Origin of the sequence: Calothrix sp. CCY 0018, from assembly GCF_963920925.1 — a bacterium.
Classification (GTDB): domain Bacteria; phylum Cyanobacteriota; class Cyanobacteriia; order Cyanobacteriales; family Nostocaceae; genus Rivularia.
The window spans coordinates 136954-161202 of record NZ_CAWUDI010000003.1 but is presented as its reverse complement, the minus strand read 5'-3'; the positions used below and the strand labels follow the sequence as shown (position 1 = coordinate 161202).

Sequence of the window (24249 nt, the reverse complement as noted above, 5' to 3'; positions counted from 1 at the left end):
GGCAAAAGCGTCTCAGTAACTGGATTAAGAGTACTGTCATCCAATCTCAGAGTACCCAAGGGCGATCTAAAATCATCAAACAGCAATCAAATATGAGGTTCGCTTTTTCTTTCCAGTATTTGCGGAGAAAAACTGAATCGAGCCGACGAAGCCCATACTTAAGTTAAAGAAAAAACAATTGCTCTGGCTAATTCACCATAGCTACCGAATGTTACGAGGTAACGAACGATTGCAAGCACTTGCATTGCGGAGTTTGCCTCTTGCGAAGCATTTGTTGGAATTACGCCCCCCTGTTTCGATATCTCGAACATCGGGAACCTTGTTTCCAGCAAGGAGCTTAGGAGCGTTATGTGGATTTTTTTGCTAACGTGACAGGTTAGTTTGTTGGTTGAAAGTACAGGAATTGAACCTGCTACCGATAGATTATGAGTCTATTGCTCTACCAAATGAGCTAACTTCCGGGGCTTAATGTAGGAGTTGAACCTACCACCGATAGATTATGTGTCTATTGCTCTACCACTGAGCTAATTAAGCTGTTGAAATAGTTTCAAGTACTTTGCGGTATACGCTCTAAGCACGGCTTGGCGCACCAGTCGGGCATACTCAACCCGAACTATAGCGAAGCTTTACTACTACCTCACTACAAATGTAGCATAATAAAATACAATGGCAAGTCTGGTTGGTGTTGCAACGTAGGGGAGACGTAGCACTGCGAAGCTCTCTACATTAATTTACGATGCGCGTCAACTATATTCAATAGCAGCAGCAGTTCACGCTTGGGTAAAATTTCCAATTTTACTTTTAGCTTTAGCAATTCCAACTGAAGAGGAAATAATTATTTAATTAATAATCAGTACCATTAATGCCCAATGCCCAATTACCAATTACCACTTACCAATGCCCAATTGCCTATTGCATCAATTCAATAACTCGATAAATAATTATTCCACCACAAAAAGAAGCAATATTAGCAATCATTGATATATACAGTCCTTTTCTCCATCCTAAATCCAAAACTTGCGAATATAAAAAACCTTCAACAAATATAACAATTGCTTCGATTATAATTATCCTAACAGGAAATATTAAATCATGAATAATTATTTGATTGCTCGTCCATGCCAGGGGATGAGTTAAAAGAGTTGCACCGCAAGCCAAAGCAAACATTGCTAATAATTCGACAAAAGACGAAAATCCTTGTAGAAAATGAATCAGCAATAGAACAATTGGAATTTCAATAGCTAGGGAAACTAGTAAAGCTATGAATTGAGTCATTGATTGCGGTTTTAATTTGTATTAATTATACCAGCATTTAAGAAGTAATGAAAAGCATAGTAAAAAAAAACTGTATCGTTTATATAAACTAGAATTGCTAACTTTTACTTTGTATGATATTAAAATATTTGGTAAAAGATAAAACATCAAAAAATGTTTCCTCTTTATATTGTTCCCTGTTTCCCATTGCCTTATACTAAATAATATGTACATATTTGCAGCAGCAAGCGAAGATGAAATAATTGTATATGGTTCTGCAAAACCTGGTTATAGCGATGAAAAGATTTTGCAATGGTTTGAGTTTATGCAAAGTCAAAATATCAAGCGCATCTGCTGTTTGCTTGCTCCTCGTCAATTAAATAATTATTCAAATTTAATAGAATTATATCAAAAGGAATTTGGATTAAAACAAGTTTGTTGGGCACCTATTGAAGATTTTAATTTAGTTGATAAGCAATTATTAACTCATGAAATATTACCATTTTTGTTGATAGGCGATTGCCAAAATGAAAAAGTCGTAGTTCACTGCTCCGCTGGAATTGGACGCACGGGACAGGTTTTAGCTGCATGGTTAGTTTACCAGCGAGGATTTACCAATCAAGAAGCGATATCAACAGTTATGAGAATGAAAAGAAATCCCTATGAATTTATAGTCACAACTGCAATGAAAGGTAAAAATCCTTGGCAAGCAGTCTCGCAATTTAATCTACTTTTAGATGATTGTCGTAATTTTCGCGAAAAAAACAGATAGTTAGTTTGATGGTGCGTTAGACGCGAAATAAACATATATTGTCATAACCCAAATTATTTTTTGCGTCATAACACACCCTACAATAAATTCAATTAACAAAAATCTACCATGCATAAAACAAACCAACCCGACCCCGTTCGTTTAGAAATCTTTAAGAATCTTTATCAATTTATTGCCGAACAAATGGGAATCGTGCTGCAAAATACGGCAGCATCGGTAAATATTAAAGAACGTTTAGACTTTTCCTGTGCAATCTTTGATTCTTGCGGTTTATTAGTTGCAAATGCTCCTCATATTCCCGTACATTTGGGTTCAATGAGTGAAAGCGTCCGCAGTTTAATTAATGATAAAGCAGACAGTTTAAAACCGGGAAACGTATATTTATCAAATAACCCTTATAACGGTGGAACTCACCTTCCCGACGTAACAGCAATTACCCCAGTATTTTCTTCTTCTAACACTCCTATATTCTACGTTGCTTCTCGCGGACATCAAGCGGATATCGGCGGAATTACACCGGGTTCGATGCCTCCTCATAGTAAAACGATAGAAGAGGAAGGTATTTTATTTGATAACTTTCTCTTGGTTGAATCAGGAAATTATCGAGAACAAGCAGTTAGAGAAATACTGGCAAATCATGCTTATCCAGCCAGAAATCCAGACCAAAACATAGCTGACTTTAGAGCTTCTATTGCTGCCAATAATCGCGGAGTTCAAGAACTTCTTAAAATGGTTGAACAATATAGCTTGGAAGTTGTACAAAATTATATGAAATTTGTACAGGATAACGCCGAAGAAGCCGTAAGAAAAGCAATTGATGTTTTAAAAGATGGTTCGTTTAGCTATGAAATGGATAGCGGTGCAAAAATTAAACTTAAAGTTACCATTAATAAAGAAAATCGTAGCGCAATTATCGATTTTACCGGAAGCTCAAAACAGTTAAATAGTAACTTTAATGCTCCTAAAGCTGTAACTCAAGCTGCCGTTTTATACGTCTTCCGTACTTTAGTTAAAGATAATATTCCCCTCAATGCAGGTTGTCTCAATCCTTTAGAAATTATTATTCCTCAAGGCTGTATGCTCAACCCAACTTATCCAGCAGCAGTAGTCGCGGGTAACGTGGAAACTTCCCAAACTATTGTCGATGCTTTATATGGTGCTTTGGGTGTAATGTCTGGTTCTCAAGGTACCATGAATAACTTTACTTTTGGTAATGAAAACTATCAATATTACGAAACAATATGTGGTGGTTCCGGTGCTGGTGAAAACTTTGACGGTACGGATGCGGTGCAAACTCATATGACGAATTCGCGTTTAACCGATCCAGAAGTATTAGAAACGCGATATCCCGTACTTTTAGAAAACTTTAGTTTGCGTCTTGGTAGCGGTGGTAAGGGAAAACATTCCGGTGGTAATGGAGTGATTCGTCGCATCCGATTTTTAGAAAATATGACAGCTAATATTCTTTGCAGTCATCGTTTAATATCTCCTTTTGGTTTAAATAATGGAGGATGTGGAAAAGTTGGACGTAATTTTGTAATACGTAAGGATGGAAGCGAAGAAAAATTAGATAGTACCGCAACAGTAGAAATGAAACCTGGGGATGTTTTTGTCATAGAAACTCCTGGTGGTGGTGGATTTGGATGATTTCGATTTTAAAATAAAAAAGTTTGTAGTAGCGCGGTGACTCGTCTCCGAAATCCGCAATTAAGAGGCGAAGACAGCGCTACTACGAACCATTTAGTAGATAATCTTATCACTGTTCCCTGTTGCCTATTGCCTTTTTCAAACAATTTAATTAGCATACTAACTACTGAATAATCAACATCCAGAGGTTTTAAAAACAGATGATTAAATATACTTGGTTCAAATTAATTCGTAAAATAACGCTCATTGCTACTCTTTTTTTATTGGTATTTTCTACTATTTCCTGTAGCAATAACTTGCCTAACGAACCACAAGTTGAAGCTACCGAAACACCTTCTCCACCAACTAGTTCATCTACCGATACATTACCTCCAACAGTGCAAAGTGCAGTTCTATCAGATGCAACAAAACGTGTTAGTAAACCTGTCGCTGCACTGCGGATAACTCAAACGCAAAAAGAGAATTGGGGAGATAGTTGTTTGGGATTGGCAGAATCGGGTACACTTTGCGCGACTGTTATAGTTCCTGGCTGGAAAGTTGTAGTCAGCGATGGGCAGCGCGAGTTGGTTTATCGTACTGATGAGAAAGGTAAACAAGTGAAATTAGAGGAATTGTAAAAAGTGTTGTAGAGACGTAAAATTTTACGTCTCCCGATGGTTGCGGGAAAACGAACCATTCATAATTAATGTGGTAGGTAAAAAGTTTGTAGTAAGAGTTTTAATTCTTGGTATTAAAGTCAAAAAACTCCCTACAAACCAAGTTTAATTAATTAAACTTACCACTAAGTCAAAGCTAAAATTCTCGATCCAAGAACCCCAATCAGAACAATTAAACCCAAACCTCGACGAAAATAATTAACTCCCGAAAATAACTCCTGCCAACCCCAAGTAAATATACAGCCAAAAGCCAATACTTCTAAACCTGTAGTGACATCACCTTTAGTAAAGAGTTGTAGTAAACTAGCTACACCCCAAACAATAATCGGTGGGTTTGGTGGTTGAGCAATGACAATATTGCCATCATCGTCACGGAATACTTTATCGAATAACGTATTTTGCATTGTCATAATTAACCTACAAGTAATTATTAAGAATAGAAAAAGGCAACCGAAAAAATCTTGCTATTAATGTTTAATAGAAGCTTTTCATATCGTCAATATTAAAACATCAGATACGCAAAAAAACTCTACTGTTGGTGTGTTGTAAAGCAATAAAAGCCTTTGCAGCTACATCTATTTATATATATCTATAGGATTCTGGAGCAGAATAGTTGGGTAAAAGCTGCTTACGAATGCGAATAATTCCTACATAACACGTACCTTTCATGAGTAAATAAGAATTAGCAACTATCTACTAGCAACTAACAACTAACAACTAACTCATGATTACAGGTACCACAAAATTACTTGGAGTAATCGGACATCCGGTAGAACATTCGCTATCGCCGCTAATGCATAATGCAGCTTTAGCGAAGTTGGGATTAGATTATATTTATCTTCCTTTTCCCATTCAACCGCAAAATTTAGCAAAAGCCCTTGATGGATTTGCAGCAATTGGTGTTGTGGGATTTAACGCTACAATTCCCCATAAACAAGCAATAATTCCTTTGCTTTCAAAAATTGAACCGATCGCTCAAGCTGTAGGTGCAGTTAACACAGTTTTTCGTCAAGATGACTCTTGGATAGGCACAAATACTGATGTCGAAGGGTTTATTGCACCATTGCGATCGCAACATAAAAATTGGAGTCAGGTTAATGCAGTGGTTTTAGGTAATGGTGGTGCTGCCAGAGCCGTTGTTGCAGGCTGTACTCAATTAGGTTGTGCTTCTATTCATGTGGTTGGACGCAATTTACAGAAGTTGTCAGAATTTCGCGATAGTTGGCAAGATTCCCCATTAAAAGTAAATTTAAAAGTTCATCAATGGGACTCTCTACCAGAAATAAGTAAAGAGGCTAACTTGTTGATTAACACAACCCCCATTGGGATGTATCCTAATATTGAAAACTCACCCTTAGATAAAAGTTTATTTACGCATCTATCAAAAGACGTGATTTGTTACGACTTAATTTATACTCCCAGTCCCACGAAATTTTTACAATACGCACAACAAGCTGAAAAAACTGCGATCGACGGTTTGGAGATGTTAGTTCAACAAGGTGCAGCTGCTTTAAAAATTTGGCTGCAACAGCAAGCTGTTCCTATAGATGTGATGCGTCAAACCTTGCAGCAACAACTTTATAGAAGATAAAAAAAGCAAAGAAATAAATCTTTACTTTCTACCTTTACTATTCCCAGACCATTCATAACTCTTAACTATTCGCCGATTACTGACATTAGATAAGTCAAAACTTCAACATTTATCAGAATTCTTAAAGCTAGACTTATTTACTTTTTACACATTTGTCGTATCATAAGTTATGGCAAATTATACTTCTATAGATTTTACTCTATGTTAATCATTAAAAAAATATAAAGAGAATAATCTATGATTGACGTGGACTTATTAGCAATCTAATTTGCTGCATTATGTTCTGGTCTCAAAATGAATAAGTAAAAAATTCATCGTTATGATAGTATTCTTTATTAGTTAAGATAACGTTTACTAATTGACGGGGTTTGGTGTGAAATTTTGTTGCTAATTGAATAACTAATTGTCAATAACAGTTTCTTTTACAGCTTGCCAAGCTTTGATGTTTGAGCAGGTATGGGAAATTATTGTCTAATTGTTTAAATCAGTAAAAAGTGAATAGTCCAAGCGATCAAAATAAAAAGATGATGTTTAAAGAATGCAAATAACTAATCAAATCCATTTTAGAAACCTGCGCGGTGACATTTTTGGTGGTTTAACTGCGGCAATTATTGCTTTACCGATGGCGTTGGCTTTCGGGGTGGCTTCAGGTGCGGGGCCTGCTGCCGGACTTTACGGTGCTGTTTTGGTGGGCTTTTTCGCGGCTTTATTTGGCGGTACTCCGACATTAATTTCCGAACCCACCGGACCGATGACGGTGGTGATGACTGCGGTAATTGCACACTTAACTGCTTCAAACCCAGAAAATGGGTTAGCAATGGCTTTTACTGTAGTAGTAATGGCTGGGATAATTCAAATTATCCTTGGTGCGTTGAAGTTGGGAAGATACGTTACTTTGATGCCTTATACGGTGGTTTCCGGCTTTATGTCGGGGATTGGTATCATTCTAATTATTCTGCAAACCGCACCGTTTTTAGGACAGGCAAGTCCTAAAGGAGGGGTACTTGGTACGGTACAAAATATACCCAACCTGATTGCAAATATTCAACCAGTTGAAACCATTTTGGGCGTGTTAACGATCGCCATCTTAGTATTTTCTCCCAGGCAGATAAATAAATATGTTCCGCCGCAGTTGACGGCTTTGATAATAGGAACTTTAGTTTCCATATTCTTCTTCGGCAACGTTGAGGGTATCCGCCGAATTGGCGAAATTAAAGCCGGTTTACCTGAATTCCAAATGCCTGTATTTAGTGCATTAGAATTCCAAGGTATGCTGATCGATGCTTTGGTTTTGGGTATGTTGGGCTGTATTGATGCCTTACTGACATCAGTAGTTGCCGATAGTTTGACTCGCACGCAGCATGATTCTAATAAAGAATTAATCGGTCAAGGTATAGGTAATATAGTTTCTGGGTTATTTGGCGGTATTGCTGGTGCTGGTGCGACGATGGGAACGGTAGTTAACATTCAAGCAGGCGCTCGCACGGCGGTTTCTGGGATAACTCGCGCCTTGATTTTGCTGGTTATAGTTTTATGGGCTGCACCTTTAACTTCTGTAATTCCTCTGGCGGTATTAGCGGCGATCGCTCTGAAAGTAGGTATAAATATTATCGACTGGAGTTTCCTCAAACGCGCCCACAAGGTATCTCCCAAAGCAGCCTTGATTATGTACGGAGTGATTATTCTTACCGTATTTGTTGACTTAATTGTTGCGGTTGGTGTTGGGGTATTCGTCGCGAACATCTTGACTATTGAACGTTTGAGCAATCTTCGTTCTGAAGATGTGAAGACAATTACCGATGCTGATGATGCAATTCATCTCAACGATGTAGAAAGAGATTTATTAGATAGAGCGAACAATCGCGTCTTGCTGTTCCGCTTAGAAGGACCGATGATATTCGGTGTTGCTAAGGCGATCGCCCGCGAACAAACCGCGATGAAAGACCATGATGTGTTGATTTTAGACTTAACTAACGTTCCACACATGGGCGTAACAAGTTCTTTAGCATTAGAAAATGCGATTAAAGAAGCGATTGATAATGGTCGTCACGTGTTTATTGTCGGCGCTCAAGGCAAGATTAAGCAGAGACTGCAAAAGTTAGGAATCTTGAATATGTTACCTCCACATCACGTAGTTAATGAGCGCGAGGAAGCATTAAAACAAGCCCTTAACTTGGTAAGCTATCGCGGCAGCAATGATTTGGACTATCCAACTACTGGATTCAACGAAACTGCGTTAGGACAGTAAATATCGAATTTAACTAACATTTTGGAGCCGCACTAAACCTCTTGTGGTTACTGCGGCTCGGCTGTGTCTGATGTAGTGCTATTTAATCCAAAATCCAAAATCTAAAATCGTATTACGATAGCTAACAGGAACCTATATCGGAATTGCGATTACGAAAGCGCAGCAAACCTTTTTATCGGAGAATCAATTAATACATCAATGAATTATCCACTTGAACTGCTACAACCAGTTAATTACTTGCTGGGAACTACCGAAGCTGAAGAAGCACCCCTTGTCCTTGCAGGGGTATTACTGAGTTTAATTGTAATTTATCTTGCGAGTAAATTAGGTGGTGAGTTGTCCAGAAAGCTGGACTTTCCCCCAGTTTTGGGTGAATTAGTTGGTGGTGTGGTAGTCGGTGCTTCGGCTCTAAATCTTCTAGTGTTCCCCGAAAGCGGTGCGACTGCTTCCGACTCACTACTAATGAGTGCTTTACAAATATTTGATGACATTAGCCCGGAAGCGATAACATCAATTTTTGCAAGTCAAAGCGAAGCAATTTCAATTTTGGCAGAATTAGGTGTAATCGTTCTGCTGTTTGAAATTGGTTTGGAATCCGATTTACGAGAACTGCAAAAAGTCGGTTATCAAGCTGCTGTTGTGGCGGTGGTGGGAGTAGTTGCTCCTTTCGTGGCTGGTACTGCGGGTTTGATGTTTTTATTTAACGTCCCTACAATTCCGGCTGTTTTCGCGGGTGCGGCTTTAACTGCAACTAGTATTGGTATCACCTCAAAAGTTTTATCGGAGTTAGGACATCTCAAATCAGCAGAAGGGCAAATTATTGTTGGTGCGGCGGTAATTGATGATGTTTTGGGTATCATTGTTTTAGCGGTAGTCGCAAGTTTGGCGAAAACTGGTGAAGTTGATATTTTCAATGTAATTTATCTGATAATCAGCGCCACTGTTTTTCTAGTCGGTTCGATTTTGCTGGGTAAATTTTTTAATAAAGCCTTCCATCTCAGTGCCGGATTTTTTAAAACCAGAGGAAACATCGTAATTCCGGCGTTTATCTTTGCATTATTCATGTCTTTTCTTGCCACTGCAATCCATTTAGAAGCAATTTTAGGTGCTTTTGCTGCTGGTTTAGTTTTGGATGAAACCGATACACGTAATGAATTAGACGAACAAGTAATTCCCATTGCAGATATACTGGTGCCAATTTTCTTTGTCACGGTAGGAGCCAGTGTTGATTTAAGCGTACTTAATCCTATAGTTCCCGAAAATCGTCAAGGTTTAGTTCTAGCGGTCTTTTTGATTGTAGTCGCGATTATCGGTAAAGTAATTACAGGTTGGGCTGTTTTTGGTAAGCCCGGAATTAATCGCTTAGCGATCGGTGTAGGAATGATTCCACGGGGTGAAGTTGGATTGGTGTTTGCCGGAATTGGTGCAGCTAGTGGAGCGCTTGATAAACCTTTGCAAGCAGCTATCATTATTATGGTGATTTTAACAACCTTTATAGCGCCACCTTTTCTCAGGTTTGCCTTTGGAGATGCAGCTAAAGAAGTTGTAGAAGAAGCAGATGCTGCGAGTTAAGGATTCAAGACATTTCTAAAGAAGGTAAAAGCAATTAAGTCACCAGTAATGGTGGCTTTTTTTATGAGAAGGAGTGGGGAGTAGGAAGTAGGGAATAGATAAGAGTAAAAATAGTATTTTCCTACTGCTTGTTCTAAACCATACTAGCCGACTACTAAATTCGCTATATGACTCAGCAAAACCAACAAAGTTTTAATTAAAATTTTCAATTGATTATAATAGCGTTTTAATATCTTTTATGCCAAACTTATGATATAAAAGCTTTTTAAACTGATTATATAAGAAATTAAGATACCCTACAAAAAATATTCTTTATTTTATAGTTGCTTTTAGCTTTACCTATTACCTATTACCTACTCCCTACTTTCTTTTTCAACATTTTCCTATGCAACAAATATTACAAGAGCTTTCTAAGAGTCCCTTAATTGCGTTTACAATTCTTTTATTGGTAATTCTGGTAGTACCGCCAATTTTTGAGCGTTTGCGACTTCCGGGTTTAGTTGGGTTACTAGCAGCAGGAGTAGTTTTAGGTCCCGATGGTTTAGGTATCTTAGATGCAGAAACTGAAACCATGAAATTACTGTCGGACATTGGTAAAATTTATCTGATGTTCGTTGCTGGTTTAGAAATAGATTTAGAAGACTTTCGTAAAAATAAAGATCGTTCTTTAGGTTTTGGAATCGCAACTTTTCTAGTTCCCCTAATTTTTGGGGTAATGGTGGGTAGATTATTCGGTTTTGGTTGGAATGCTTCAGTTTTAATTGGTTCTCTGCTCGCTTCTCATACTCTCTTAGGTTTCCCGATAGTTACCCGTTTGGGAGTCACTAGCAATCAAGCCGTTACCGTAACTATTGGGGCAACAATTTTTACCGATATCGCTGCATTATTAGTGCTGGCAATTTGCGTTTCAATTAGCGCTGGAGAATTTTCTGCTGTTAGTTTAACTATCCAATTAGGTACTTTAGCAATTTATTCAGCAATAGTTTTATTTGGTTTTGATTGGGCTGGTAAAGAATATTTTCGTCGTACTGGAGACGAACAAAGCAATCAATTTTTATTTGTATTATTAGCAGTCTTTCTAGCTTCTGTAGGGGCGGAAATTATCAATGTAGATAAAATTGTCGGAGCATTTTTAGCTGGTTTGGCGGTAAATGATGCAGTGGGACATTCCCCGGTAGAAGAAAAAGTTGAATTTGTCGGAAGTACTTTATTTATTCCTTTTTTCTTTGTTGGTATGGGGTTGTTGATCGATTTTTCAGGCTTTGTTTCCAGTCTTACTACTCAATTACCTTTAACAATAGCAATTGTTACCGCGTTAATTCTGAGCAAATTTCTCGCTGCACTTGTAGCAAAAATACTTTATGGCTACAACTGGAATGAAGCTTTAACAATGTGGTCTTTATCATTACCTCAAGTCGCTGCAACTTTAGCTGCTGCACTAGTAGGAAAAACTGCCGGAATAATTACAGATGCAGTATTTAATACTGTAATTGTTTTAATGTTAGTTACGGCTATCCTCGGACCCATATTAACAGCAAAATTTGGCAGTAAATTAACAGTTCCCAAAGCAAGTTTAGCAGAAGATTCTCAAAACAATGAAGTAGAAGATGAAGAATTTAATTTAGATTCCGATAGTTTAATTTACAACAGTCTTTTTAAAGTAGTAGTACCTGTTTATAATCCCCAGACGGAAAGATATTTGATTGAGATGGGAGCATTATTAGCCCACCATGAAAAAGGAATAGTTGTGCCTTTATCGATTCCTAAAGCACACGTTCATATGGACGAACCACAGTTAAAATTTTCGATAAGAAGGAGTAAACAATTATTACAGCAAGCTTTAAAAATTAGTCAAGAATTCCAAGCTCAAGCCAAACCAGTAATTCGTATTGATGATGATGTAGCACGGGGAATTAGTCGCGCTGCTAGAGAACAAAATGCCAATTTGATTGTTATGGGGTGGAGTCCAAACAGCAGTTTACAAGCGCGTTTATTTGGTAATATTATCGATAATGTTTTTTGGTCTGCTCACTGTCCGATTGCGGTAATGCGATTATTAGACGAACCAATAAACATTCATAGTGTTCTCGTTCCCGTGAGAAACATTACACCTGAAATATTACGTGCAATCCAATTTGCCCAACTTTTCGCCGATACAAACGATGCATCCGTAACATTATTACACGTTCGTCCCCGCAAAACTTCCGATCAAGAAATCGCCCTATTTGAATCAGAACTTTCTTCGTATTTAGCTCAAAGCAAATCTCGCAAAGAAGTGGTGATACGGACAATTCGTCACGACGACGTAGCAAAAGTTATTATTAAAGAAGCTAATTCCTACGACATGGTAATTTTGCGTTCGGTTCACCGTCGCACAGCCGGAGGATTAGCAGTTAGCGATGTAACTAATAAATTGCTGTCTTCAATTAACAATTGTTCGATGGTTTTATTCGGAGAACCGCATTCGGGATGACAGTGAGGAGTTAGGAGTTAGGAGTGTTAATAAGTATCTTAAACTACAATAAAATTAGTTAAGCCTGCATTATTTATCTAATTACTACTCCAGACTCCCTAGACGAAATTTTTAATTAATTTTGTATCAACACTTATTTGCTCTTTTTCTTGAAAAACAAATATTTCCTAATTAGATAACATTTTTTAAAGCTTTTATAAACCAAGGATAGGGTAGAATTTTTATACTCATTAATCCTTGCTATCTTGACTATGGAGATGTCAGTTGAAGGTAAAAAAAGATTCAAAGTTGGCATAAAATGGATAGTTTTGTCAGCAATCCTGACTGTTGTGGGTGTCGGTGGATGGCTGTTTTTGCTGCGCGATCGCGATCGATCTAGTAGCGCAGTAGCTTTACCTATAGTTCCGGTTGAGAAAGGAGATGTAGAAATTACCGTTAGTGAGGGTGGTACGCTTGAACTGGGAGGACAGCAAGAAATTAAATCCCCGACAAAAGTAGTAGTAGAGAAGGTATTAGTTAAAATCGGCGACTCTGTGGCAGCAGGTGATAAATTAGTAATTTTACGTAATAGTGAAGGGCAAAAAAATCTTGCAGATCAAGATTTACAGATTAAAAGTAAAGAATTAGCTTTTGCACGCAGTCTAGAAAAGGTAGTAGAAGCACGAGATAAATTAGCTACCGCAGAAAAAGAATCACGACAACCGATTAAACAATTTGAAATAGAAAATCAACAATTAAAAATTGTCCGCAGTCAAGAAAAGGTAAAAGAACTTGAGCAAAAGCTCGCGACATCAAAGCAACAGTTAGCGCAAGAGCGCCGTCAAAAGCTCCAAATTGAGAATCAAAAACAGCAACTAGCTCTGACTAGGATGCAAGAAAAGATTGCAGAAGCTAAATACAAGTTGGATGGGGAACGGAACAAACTCAAGAATCAACAATTGCTTGCATCCAAAGGTTTTATTGCAGGGGATGAATTACAAGCGCAGCAAGAAGCAGTTCGTAGCGCTGAGTCTAGCTTGAGAGACAGCGAATTAGAAGTAAGAAATCAAATGCTGGAATATCAAACAAAGGAAATAGAGCAGCAGCGTGAAAGGGAGGAACAGCGTCAGAATTTACTCACAACACAGTCAGAATTACGAGAAGCAGTTTTAGCAATTAAAAGCGATATTGGTGAATTAAATAAAATGCAACTCGAACAAAAGCGCCTGACTCCCGAACAAGAAAAGCTCTTGAGTGCGCGTTCGGAACTCCGAGAAGCAATTGCTACAGTCCAGAACGAAAAAACTGAACTCCAGCGGGCAAAAGTCGAGCGCAATGCCATTAACGAACAGTTAACAAACAATCTCGTTACCGCTCCAATTAGCGGCAAAATCCTCGACGTTCAAGTTAAAGATGGTGATGGTATGGAAACGGGGAATGTACTACTTGTTTTAGGTAATCCCGGCAAAGAAATAGTCAAACTCCAACTAGCAACTTTAGAAGCGGGTAAAGTAAAAGTTAATCAACCAGTACGGATTAAAACTATTGGTCCGAATGCAGAAGAATTCTCCGGACGTATTAAAAATATACATCCAATTGCCACATCTGGCGATGGTGACGGTGGTGGATTTCGTGGTGCTTCCGGACAAGCTAAAGTTCCTGCAACTATAGAATTAGATAAACCGAGCGGTAATTTAATACCGGGTAGTCAAGTCAGCGTGGAGATAGTTGTAGAACAGCGCAAACAGGTAGTTGCTGTTAATCTCGAAGCACTTCAACGCGAAGGAGAACCTTTTGTATGGATAAAAGACGCACAAAATAAAGCTCAAAAACGCAAAGTTACCTTGGGTTTAGAAGGTGCAACAAAAGTCGAAGTTAAATCTGGTTTGAAAGCTGGTGAAAAAATTATTCTTCCCCTACCCGATGTCACCATAGAACCTGGAACATTGATAACTGAACTTGGCGATAAATCATCATAATTCCGTAATTCACAATTTATCATACGTGCTTTTAAAATGCTTTCTCTCCTCGATTTAGTTGACCTGAGTTTTAAATCATTAGTAGCGAATAAACTGCGTTCCACATTAACAGCTTTGGGCGTATTTATGGGAGTTGGTGCGGTAAATGCTACTTTGCAAGTCGGTGATATTAGTCGGGCAATTATTGCCGAACAATTAGCCGCAAGAGAAGCGCCTCAAGTACAAATTGGAACTTACGTGAGTGAAGGAAGAGATGCAAATTTAGAAGATATGAATTACCTGCAACGCAATATTCAGAATATTACTGCTATTAGCGGGATGAATTATTTCAGTTCTGAAGAAAACAAAGTCTTTTTTAGAGCGCAAGAAGCCCAGCCGCAAATGTTAGCTGTGACTCAAGATTATCTGCAAACTACAGGTATAAAACTATTAAAAGGTCGGTTTTTAAATTCCAGCGATTTCATCAATTATCGACCAGTGATAGTTATTGATAAATTTTTAGCAGATAAATTATTTCAAAAGGAAAATCCTCTAGAACAGCAATTATTTAGTGATGGCAGACTTTATTTAGTAGTAGGAGTGATTGAAAGCAAAATGAGCTTCGGTGAAGAGCCAAAAGGAAGTATCTTATTACCAATTTCAATATACAGCGCGATGACAGGGATGGAAAATATTCAATTGATTTCGATTCGTCCGCTTCACACAGAAAAAATGGAGGAAATAAAAACTAAAGCTGAAGAATTATTAAAAAAACGTCTACCTAATGCAGAAGTGTATGCTTACAGCAATATTGAAGATATCGTAGCCCAAAAGCAAACTTTAGAAATAGCTTCTCAAGGACTAACTGTCGTTGGTATGATTGCATTACTAATTGGTGGTGTGGGAATTACAAATATTACCATTGCCGCAGTCATTGAACGTACTCCGGAAATCGGTTTAAGAAGAGCAATTGGTGCTACAAAAACTGAGATTTTATGGCAATTTATCCTTGAGGCTGCCATTTTAAGTTTATTCGGGGGAATCAGCGCTATTACCGCAGTTCATGGTATTACTACTGTCGTTGCTCAAACGTTTGCTTTACCCTATAAATTTGAACTAAAAACTGTAACTTTATCTTTAGGTTCGGCTTTATTTGTCGGAGTCGGTGCCAGCTTTTTTCCTGCTTTTCGTGCTAGTCAATTAGACCCTGTAAAAGCATTAAGATAATTGTAATTGATAACTGTCTTTTTCCTACATAAATATCACTGTTTGCGCTGAAAAATTATGTAACTTGAATATAAATATGAAAAACTCTCAATTATTTTTATCAATTTACAAAGCTAATTTAATTCTCATCACTATTTTATTAGTATTTCATCAACCTGCTTCTAGCCAAACAAATCTATCCACCGAAGCAATTCCGAACAATTATCCAGCAATTTTCAAAATCACTCCTGCATCGGATGATAATATTAAAAAATTAATGCTAAAAGATGTCGTAGTATTAGTATTAGCAAATAATACAGAAATTAAAAATGCTTATTTAGATAGAACCGTGCAAAGAGGAGATTTAGCAGTTGCAGAAGATAAATTTAACCCCGATTTTACTCCTACATTATTTCTATCTACGAATAAATTAGGAAACATAACTAATATAAATAGTACCCTTGATGCAAAAGTATCGATGAAAATCCCCACAGGAGCAGAAGTTAGTTTTGGTTGGATTGGTAATACTAGAAGCACAAATAGTAGTATAAGTAATAACAATTTAGATCAAAACTTACAATTAAGCTTTCGTCAACCATTATTAAGAGGTGCTGGAATTACATTTAATAAAGCCTCGATTGAGTTAGCGCGTATCAACGAGCAAAGTAATATTATTAATTTAAAATCAACATTAGCTGATACAATTACTGCAAGTATTACTGCCTATCGGCAATTATTGGAAGCTCAAGAAAGAGTTAAGATTGAAGAACTATCTTTCAAAAATGCCGAAGAATCCTTAGAAGTTACCAAAGCTTTAATTGCAGCGGGGAAAATAGCGCCAGTTGAAATTGTTAAAGAAGAAGCAAATATTGCTAACCTTCGTGTTAGCTTACTTGCAGCACAAAATAGTTTAGAATCAAGTAAATTAGCTCTATTGTCAATTCTTGATATTGACAAAAATACAAAAATAGAGGCAGCAGAAATACCTACAGTTGAAAGAGTGCAACTTGATTTAGAAAATCTCAAACAAACTGCAATTCAAAATCAACCAATATATTTACAATCACTACTTAATTTAGAAACAAATAAAATTGGACTGATGTTGGCGAAAAATGAAAAACGCTGGGATTTAAGTTTTAATGTCGATATTAGCGATGGTAGCAATCAAAATAATGATGCAAGAGCAGGATTAGCTATAACTCGGACTATCGGAGATTTATCTTTACAGCAGCAAGTAGAAGCAGCACGAATTAACTTAGAAAAATCGCAAAACAGCTTCAAAGATACCAATGAAAATCTAGATATTCAACTACAAGATAAAATTAGAAATATTAATTTAAGCTTTTCGCAACTAGAATTAGCAAGACAAGCAACTCAACTATCAAAAAGACTGCTTGAAATCGAACAGCAAAAACAAAAACTAGGTGGCAACATCAGAATCGTAGATATTGTCAATTTTCGCAATGATTTAGTCCAAGCACAAAATACTGAATTATCCGCTACTATTCAATATCTTAATGCTTTAACAGAACTCGATCAATTTTTAGGAACTACCTTACAAACTTGGCAAGTTAAAATTGATATAAGAAATGGGGAATAGGGAATTGAGAATTGGTAATGGGTAATAGGTAATTGGAGGAGTTAGGAATTAGAAGTTAAAGATTTTGTCCCCTTGTCTCCCCATCTCCCCATCTCCCCCTCTCCCTCACCCTAAGCGATCAATCAAATGCTCCCCTACCCGCAAAGCGTTAGCAATCACAGTTAAAGCAGGGCTAGTTGCAGAGATGGAGGGGAAGAAACTACTGTCTACAACATAAAGATTATCTATATCGTGAGTTTGACAGTTGAGGTTGAGAACTGAAGTTCTGGTATCTTCTCCAAAACGACAAGTTCCGCTTTGATGTGCGACTACTTGTATAGGAGCTTCACCACGAGGATAAATTGTTTGCTTGTTTCCATCTATGGATTTAAGTACGTCAATCCAACGATAAATTAAACGGTCGTGGGCTTCGGTATTATTGGGGGTGTAATCTAAATATAATTTGTCACTATTTATATTTACACGAACGCGGTTTTTAGGTGATGGTAAATCTTCCGTTTGCAACCACCAGCCGATAGAACGTTTTGCTAATTGTTTTAAACCAAATTCTGGCATTAATTTGGCTGCTACTGATAAGATTGGTGGTGACTCGGAAAAAATTACATCTTGAAGAATACCACCAGAATTTTGAATATGCCCCATTGGGTAAGGAAAGTTTTGATCGCCCCAATAAAAATCATTAATATAGCGAGTTCTTTGAAATAATCCAGAGTTGGGGGTGTTAGTAATTTGTACTAATACCGTCATCAACTGTTTCATTAAATTACGTCCCAAAAAATCGGAACTATTCGCTAATCCTTTGGGATGTTTTTCGTTAGCAGAACGTAATAATAAAGCGGCTGAATTTATCGCACCACAGGAAAGTACAATAATATCTGCCTCGAATAAATAAAACTGTTCTCCAATTTGCGCTTCTACAGCTTTAACTACTTTTCCTGAAGGATTGGTAAGTAAACGCGATACTTTAGCGGAAGTTTTCAGGGTCACATTATCGTAAACTTTGATAGTAGGAGAAATCCCCGTATCTTCCGAATCAGTTCGTCCTTGTTTGCCAACTCCGATAGGAAGATATGCTGGATTTAATCCTTGCTTAGAAATGCGAGTACAAATATCTTCAATTTGAGGTTCGCTATCAACGGTAGGTAACGGAAAATCTTCGCTGCGAGCGGGTTCGGTTAAATCATCGCCAGCTTTACCGTGAACTTGATAGAGTTTTTCAGCTTCAGTATAGTAAGGTTCAAAATCCTGATATTTAACTTCCCATTCCGGAGAAATACCATCTTGATGCTGAACTTTTTCAAAATCCTTTTCTCGCATTCGTTGCAGTACACCACTATAAATTTTGGTATTACCACCTACCGAATAACTAGTTTGAGGAAAAAAAGTATCACCTTCCTCTTCATACCACTGTTCTGGTGCATAGAAGCTTTCTTTTTTAAAAACTTCCACATCAACTAACTGCGAACTTTCTTTTTCTAAAAAATCTCCTTGTTCCAAAACAAGAATTTTTTTGCCCGTAGGTGCCAGTTTACGCGCTAAAGTTCCTCCACCAGCACCAGTACCGACAATAATTACATCATAATGTTGGTCGTCAATAATCATTTTTAGTTATTAGTTATTAGTTGATAGTTGTTAGTTGTTGGGAATTGTTCCCTGTTCCCTACTCCCCATCTACTGCCAAAGATAAAGAAGTACAAATAAAACAATCCAAATTACGTCAACAAAGTGCCAAAATAATGATGTTGCATCTACACCGTAATGACCATTTTCGTAATTACCTGGAATGAAAGAACGAATTAACATATTTAGCTGTAATAAAACACCTGTTAAAACGTGTAAGCCGTGGAAGCCAGTTAATAAGTAAAACATTCCACCGAATACACCAGATGTAAAGCCGAATTCTAAGCCACTCCATTCAACTGCTTGCCCGTAGAGAAAGTAGCTTCCCATAGCCATTGTTAATAACCAAAATAGGCGAAAAAGCCAAATATTATGGTTTTTCAATGCCTTTTCTGCAAAGTAAATAACAAAGCTACTAGAAACCAGAATTATTGTATTAATGAATGGCTCTCTAACTTCTAATCCTGCAACTCCCGGTGGTAGCCAATCAACAGTTGTTGTTTTGTAAACTATATATCCTGCAAAAAAACTTAAGAAAATTACACTTTCCGACAACAGAAATGTGATGAAGCCAAACATACTGTTGCCTTCTTCATCATGCTCGTGTTCAGCTACATTCCCATGATTAATTAACTCTAATTCATCGAATGTATTCTCATGTTCTAACTGTATCGTTTTGCCGTCTGTAGTACTCATAACAAATAATATTTAGATTAGATTTTTTGAGGGAGTAGGGAATAGGGAACGGGGAATGGGAAATAGTTAGGAGTTAGGAGTTACCAATTACCAATGCCCAATCCCCAAATTAATTAATTTAATTCAGATGCATTTGCAACTAAATCTTCTGGTTTAGATTTACCGTAACCGTATGGTGCTTCTAGTACAATTGGAAGCTGTTTTTCAAAGTTTTCTACGGGTGGTGGTGAAGATACTAACCATTCCAAACCAATTGCATTCCAAGGATTATCTGATGCTTTTTTACCGTCAATCCAAGAACTAATAATGTTAAGTAAAAACGGTAATGTAGATATTCCTAAAATGAACGCGCCAATACTAGCAACTACATTCCAACCTAAGTATTGTGGATCGTAGGAAGCAACTCGACGCGGCATTCCTTGCAATCCTAATGGATGCATGGGAAAGAAGTTGAGGTTTGCACCAATAAAGGTTAACCAGAAGTGCAGTTTACCTAAACCTTCGTAATACATCTTTCCTGTCATCTTGGGGAACCAGTGATAGATCGCTGCATAGATACCCATCACTACTGCACCGTAAATTACATAGTGAAAATGTCCGACGACGAAGTAAGTATTATTAACGTGAATGTCGATGGGAACTGAGGAAAGCATAATACCAGTGATGCCTGCAAATACAAACATTACTAATCCACCCAATGCAAACAACATTGGTGTATCTAAACGTAATTTACCTCCCCAGACTGTTGCTACCCAAGCAAATACTTTAATTCCTGTGGGTACGGAAATTAACATTGTGGAGAACATGAACAGCATCCGCATCCAGCCCGGTGTGCCGCTAGCAAACATATGGTGAACCCAAACCACGGCACTTAATGCAGTGATAATTAAGGATGAAACGACAACGACTTTGTAACCAAATAAAGGTTTGCGAGCATAAACAGGGAATATTTCGGAAAAAATCCCAAATATAGGCAGTATTATTACGTATACCGCAGGGTGAGAGTAAAACCAGAAAAAGTGCTGGTATAGTACCGGGTTGCCACCTTGTACTGGGTCGAAGAAAGCAGTACCCACGGTTAAGTCAAACAGCAGCATTACCGCACCCGCAGTTAGTGCAGGCAATCCAAACAATTGGATCATCTGAGCGCTTAATACCGTCCATACATAAGCTGGCATTTTGAAAAAGCCCATTCCTGGCGCTCTCATTTTGAAAATTGTGGTAACAATATTTACCGCACCTAAAATAGAGGAAACGCCTGATACTGCTACAGCCAACAACCATAGAAATTGTCCGTTAACCAAGTTACCCGTAGGGTTTTGGGTACTTACAGGCGGATAAGACCACCAACCTGCTTGTGCGGAACCACCGGGAACGAAAAAGCTGGACATGAGTATAATTCCGAATACCGGAACCATCCAGAAGGCTAAGGCATTTAGGCGGGGAAATGCCATGTCTTTAGCCCCAATTTGTAAAGGTACGAGGTAGTTCGCTAAGCCTGCCAATATGGGGAAAGTCCACATGAATAGCATTAACGTTCCGTGCATCGTAAACATTGAATTGTAAACGGTGCGATCTACCAAGTCAGACTCAGGAGTGATTAATTCACCCCTAATTATCATGGCTAATACTCCTCCAATGAGGAAAAATATGAAAGCCGTAACTATGTATTGAATACCAATTACTTTATGGTCGGTACTAAAAGTAAAATAGGTTTTCCAAGTTGTTGGTGGATGATGGTGATGTTCTGGTTGATTTTTATTTTGAGGTTGATGTTGCTTCTGTACAACCTCAGTGTTTTTAGATTGAGTGTTAGTCATTTAGATTTTAGATTTTGGATTTTGGATTTTGGATTTTGGATTACCCGTAAACAATTATCAATGCCCTATGCCCCATGCCCACTAACTGTGATAATTCACTACGGGAGGTTCTGCTGGCTTAATTGTTGCCCAATTTGTATCAATTGCGTGGTCTGATTTTATGGTGTATTCAGACATTGCTTGATTGTATGCAGGGGAAGGTTTGCGGCTTTTTGCTTCCTTTAACCACTCGCGATATTTTTCAGGAGACTCAACAATCACATCAGCCTGCATTGCTGCGAAATAAGTACCGCTATATTGAGAATCTCTGAGTCTATATTTACCTTCCAGGATAGGGGTAAATTCAAAGTTGATTGTTTCGTTAGGAATAACGTCTTGCTTTACCCGAAATGCAGGAATATAAAAACCATGTATCACATCTTCTGATTGCAGGGTTAAATAAGCTCTTTGGTTTACAGGTAAATGTAATTCAGTACTGCTGATATTTTGCTCGGGATAATTAAAAATCCAGGCCCACTGTTTCGATATTACCTCGATTTTTTTAGAATCTTGGGGTATTTCCGACGTTTGTGAAATTGTTTCTGCATTAGCTGATTTCATCCCCATCGACATATGCTGATGTTCCATCGGGCCAAGGATCGACATCTGGTCGTAAATTTGGTAACTATAAGCTCCGATCCAAATCACCAATACAAATGGAATTGCAGTCCAGACTACTTCCAGAGCGATATTACCCTCTACGTGAGGGCCATCACTAATATCATACTTACCCGCACGATAGAAGATAATTGAATATATTAGCGCTCCCGTGACTCCTAGAAAAATAAATGCTCCTAAAGTCACCAAAAAGCTGAATAAATCATCAAATAAAAGAGATTCAGCCGCAGCTTGTGGAGGAAGCCAAGAATAAGAAAGTTTTCCTATCCCCAGACTCACAATAGCTAAGAGAATTGTACTGATAGTTAATAATATAATCTCGCGTCTTTTCATTACTAATAATAATTCGGTGTTAGTTGTTAGTTGTTAGTTGTTAGTTGTTAGTTGTTAATTTTCAATGTCCAATTACCAATTTATTTCAATAAAGTATTAGGATCTTGTCCCATTCTGATTAGATTATCTGCGGTATTGTGTATACCAAATTCACCAGCCATATGCGCTCCTAATGTTCCGTGGAGGTACATAACAAACATGATGACAAGTCCAACTAATAAATAACTCAATTGGACTTGCAAAGCTTTATCTTTACAAAATTTGAAGCGCTGAAATCCTCGCCAAACAGCCATGCCAACTATCAATGCTAGCAGTGCAACTCCTCCGACACCATGCCAAAGCATTGTTTCCATTGCTCCCAATCCCCAAGCACTTTTTACATCAGCTTGAGGTTGTGCCAGCATGATTTCATAAAAGCCTGCTGCAACTGTAAAAAAAGTAATTATGGCAGAAGCAACAATGTTATACCAGCCAACATCAAAAAAGTTGGAACGATTGACACGAATAGATAAGAATTTGAAGATTGGCTTTTCTAAAGTGAAAAAGACACCTACAATATCAAAGGCGATACCAATAATAAACAATCCTAATGTTAAATGCACTAAATTAGGATGAATTGGAATACTATATGGTAATCCATTCGCACCGACATCTAAAGAGTTAATTATTTCTGAATCCATCACAAAGCCCCTTCTTTTACAGCTTCAACAACTTGACTTGTATGCAATCCATACACCCAAACTAGTTTGTCTCCAAGATATACTTGAAAACACAGCAGAATTGTTAAAAGTAATCCTATTCCTAAATAAGTAACTGGTATTCTTTTGGGGTAGCGGATACGAATCACATAACGCCATCCCGTCATTGCAGCAATAAAGCCTGAAAGTGACCAGCCTATTAAGGTGTGCAAATTAAGTGTTGGTTCAACCGCATCATATGCTAATGCCAAACCAGCTTCAATTTGACCAAAAATAACTGCGACAAAAACTGAAATTGTAGCGAAAAACATATTCCACCAGCTAACTTCAAATAGTTTAGTATTGTTAGTAAAATAACCTACTACGTCGCAAACAAAGGCAAATAAAACCATCGCAATCACGAAGTGGACTACGATTGGATGAATTGTATCTGGATAGGGTAAATTATGCTCATTCAAATGCGGAATTAGTTTCTCAAGCATTGTATTTCCTTCTACATATTTAGCCAATTACCGAGCTTTATCTTTTCCCTTTTATCTTAGCAACTTTATGTTATATTTCGTAATAAAAATTCACTGTATTTAACCGAACAGAATTAACTATAATTCATTGTTGTTTCGGCTACTTTTTGATTGAAATACAGATTTTTTTAAGCGTTGTCAAACTGAATTATTTGAGATAAATAAAATATAAGTTTTGATACATTTTTTGCAGGGAATAGGATAAACAGCTAAAATCCCAGATATCAAAATATTGTATCTGGGAGAAAAAAATATTAATCGTTTCATCAAATAATTTATATTTAGAAATTCTCTTCCCCTTTCCTGGCTAATTACTACTGCCTACCTTCCGCCGCCCAGCGCCATTGGTAGCTATTCCATTGATAAACACCTTGAATTTGATATTCTCCACCATCGTTGAAGCGTATAGTGCAAGTTGTATAATTCGTATCATTATCGACAATTTCTTCAACGTTAATTACGGAACAGATAAACCATTGAGGCTCGCAGGCTGTTCCCTCTTGTACCCATTCCCATAATCCGTTGCAAACTTCGATGCGATCGCCAACTTTTAATTTGAGGTTTGCTTCTGTTGCAAATTCATCGAAATGATATTTTTCAATTTTGTTTATCCACTGTATACCGTAGCGCTCGCGGATAAATTGTACGACACCAGAATCTTTCTCTTGCAGCCAATCGTTAAGTAGTTGCGTTTTCCAAGAACGATTTTGTTGCTCGATTTCTTGAACATACTCAGACAAAATTTGCAATTCTTCAGAAGTCAATTCTTTTAAAGGATTTTGATCATCTAATAAATCTTGACTCAAATTTCCATTAATTTGGTTGCTCATCGCTTGCAGCAATATCTTCTTTTGCCCATCAGTGAGAGGACAGCGGGCTGCATCGCAATGGGTGAAAGCAGTTTGCAGTGCTACTTCTATCTCATCTGGTGTCATAATATGGTTACAA

Annotated in this window: 19 protein-coding genes and 2 tRNA genes; 10 read left to right on the top strand and 11 right to left on the bottom strand. The window is 37.6% G+C overall.

The window, feature by feature from the left end; translation table 11 throughout:
* Positions 1-385 precede the first annotated feature (385 nt).
* From ACM03V_RS03350 to ACM03V_RS03340, 3 genes are all read right to left on the bottom strand, one after another.
* Positions 386-461: transfer RNA gene (locus tag ACM03V_RS03350), tRNA-Met, on the bottom strand.
* 1 nt (position 462) lies between these two features.
* Positions 463-534: transfer RNA gene (locus tag ACM03V_RS03345), tRNA-Met, on the bottom strand.
* Between the two features lie 375 nt (positions 535-909).
* Complete coding sequence (locus ACM03V_RS03340; protein WP_414619333.1) at positions 910-1275, bottom strand: hypothetical protein; 366 nt, start codon at positions 1273-1275, stop codon at positions 910-912.
* A gap of 205 nt (positions 1276-1480) precedes the next feature.
* Here ACM03V_RS03340 and ACM03V_RS03335 point away from each other — a divergent pair, with 205 nt between their 5' ends.
* The 3 genes from ACM03V_RS03335 to ACM03V_RS03325 all read left to right on the top strand — a co-directional run bounded on the left by ACM03V_RS03335 (position 1481) and on the right by ACM03V_RS03325 (position 4290).
* A complete protein-coding gene (locus tag ACM03V_RS03335) occupies positions 1481-2026 on the top strand; it encodes a dual specificity protein phosphatase family protein (protein WP_414619332.1) in 546 nt (181 codons plus the stop codon).
* Positions 2027-2134: 108 nt separating this feature from the next.
* The gene (locus ACM03V_RS03330; RefSeq protein WP_414619331.1) at positions 2135-3673 is read left to right on the top strand and encodes a hydantoinase B/oxoprolinase family protein; all 1539 of its coding nucleotides are present in this window, start codon (positions 2135-2137) and stop codon (positions 3671-3673) included.
* Positions 3674-3969: 296 nt separating this feature from the next.
* Positions 3970-4290 (top strand): hypothetical protein, encoded by a 321-nt coding sequence (locus ACM03V_RS03325; RefSeq protein WP_414619330.1) that lies wholly within the window; start codon positions 3970-3972, stop codon positions 4288-4290.
* Positions 4291-4454: 164 nt separating this feature from the next.
* Here ACM03V_RS03325 and ACM03V_RS03320 read toward each other — a convergent pair whose 3' ends face one another.
* Entirely contained in the window at positions 4455-4733 is a 279-nt protein-coding gene (locus tag ACM03V_RS03320) for a hypothetical protein (protein ID WP_414619417.1), read from the bottom strand.
* A 320-nt stretch (positions 4734-5053) separates the two neighbouring features.
* Between ACM03V_RS03320 and ACM03V_RS03315 the strand changes: the two genes are divergently transcribed.
* The 7 genes from ACM03V_RS03315 (at position 5054) to ACM03V_RS03285 (ending at position 16956) form a co-directional block, all read left to right on the top strand.
* On the top strand, positions 5054-5920 hold the full coding sequence (locus ACM03V_RS03315) for a shikimate dehydrogenase (RefSeq protein ID WP_414619329.1): 867 nt from the start codon (positions 5054-5056) through the stop codon (positions 5918-5920).
* Between the two features lie 538 nt (positions 5921-6458).
* On the top strand, positions 6459-8168 hold the full coding sequence (locus ACM03V_RS03310; RefSeq protein ID WP_414619328.1) for a SulP family inorganic anion transporter: 1710 nt from the start codon (positions 6459-6461) through the stop codon (positions 8166-8168).
* A gap of 198 nt (positions 8169-8366) precedes the next feature.
* The gene (locus tag ACM03V_RS03305; protein ID WP_414619327.1) at positions 8367-9740 is read left to right on the top strand and encodes a cation:proton antiporter; all 1374 of its coding nucleotides are present in this window, start codon (positions 8367-8369) and stop codon (positions 9738-9740) included.
* A gap of 385 nt (positions 9741-10125) precedes the next feature.
* Positions 10126-12213 (top strand): cation:proton antiporter, encoded by a 2088-nt coding sequence (locus ACM03V_RS03300; protein ID WP_414619326.1) that lies wholly within the window; start codon positions 10126-10128, stop codon positions 12211-12213.
* Positions 12214-12470: 257 nt separating this feature from the next.
* Positions 12471-14171: an efflux RND transporter periplasmic adaptor subunit gene (locus tag ACM03V_RS03295; protein ID WP_414619325.1), complete on the top strand. Its 1701-nt coding sequence runs from the start codon at positions 12471-12473 to the stop codon at positions 14169-14171.
* A gap of 36 nt (positions 14172-14207) precedes the next feature.
* Positions 14208-15377 (top strand): ABC transporter permease, encoded by a 1170-nt coding sequence (locus ACM03V_RS03290; protein ID WP_414619324.1) that lies wholly within the window; start codon positions 14208-14210, stop codon positions 15375-15377.
* 76 nt (positions 15378-15453) lie between these two features.
* Positions 15454-16956: a TolC family protein gene (locus tag ACM03V_RS03285; RefSeq protein WP_414619323.1), complete on the top strand. Its 1503-nt coding sequence runs from the start codon at positions 15454-15456 to the stop codon at positions 16954-16956.
* 105 nt (positions 16957-17061) lie between these two features.
* Here the strand turns inward: ACM03V_RS03285 and ACM03V_RS03280 are convergent, their stop codons facing one another.
* From ACM03V_RS03280 to ACM03V_RS03250, 7 genes are all read right to left on the bottom strand, one after another.
* Positions 17062-18558: a GMC oxidoreductase gene (locus ACM03V_RS03280; RefSeq protein ID WP_414619322.1), complete on the bottom strand. Its 1497-nt coding sequence runs from the start codon at positions 18556-18558 to the stop codon at positions 17062-17064.
* A 69-nt stretch (positions 18559-18627) separates the two neighbouring features.
* A complete protein-coding gene (locus ACM03V_RS03275) occupies positions 18628-19272 on the bottom strand; it encodes a cytochrome c oxidase subunit 3 (RefSeq protein WP_414619321.1) in 645 nt (214 codons plus the stop codon).
* A 113-nt stretch (positions 19273-19385) separates the two neighbouring features.
* Entirely contained in the window at positions 19386-21092 is a 1707-nt protein-coding gene (gene ctaD / locus ACM03V_RS03270; RefSeq protein WP_414619320.1) for a cytochrome c oxidase subunit I, read from the bottom strand.
* 81 nt (positions 21093-21173) lie between these two features.
* Complete coding sequence (locus ACM03V_RS03265; protein ID WP_414619319.1) at positions 21174-22082, bottom strand: cytochrome c oxidase subunit II; 909 nt, start codon at positions 22080-22082, stop codon at positions 21174-21176.
* 80 nt (positions 22083-22162) lie between these two features.
* A complete protein-coding gene (locus ACM03V_RS03260) occupies positions 22163-22762 on the bottom strand; it encodes a DUF2231 domain-containing protein (protein WP_414619318.1) in 600 nt (199 codons plus the stop codon).
* Positions 22762-23262, bottom strand: a complete 501-nt coding sequence (locus ACM03V_RS03255) for a DUF2231 domain-containing protein (protein ID WP_414619317.1) — start codon at positions 23260-23262, stop codon at positions 22762-22764. Before ACM03V_RS03255 ends, ACM03V_RS03260 begins: the two co-directional genes overlap by 1 nt.
* A gap of 353 nt (positions 23263-23615) precedes the next feature.
* Complete coding sequence (locus tag ACM03V_RS03250) at positions 23616-24236, bottom strand: hypothetical protein (RefSeq protein WP_414619316.1); 621 nt, start codon at positions 24234-24236, stop codon at positions 23616-23618.
* Positions 24237-24249: the final 13 nt, after the last annotated feature.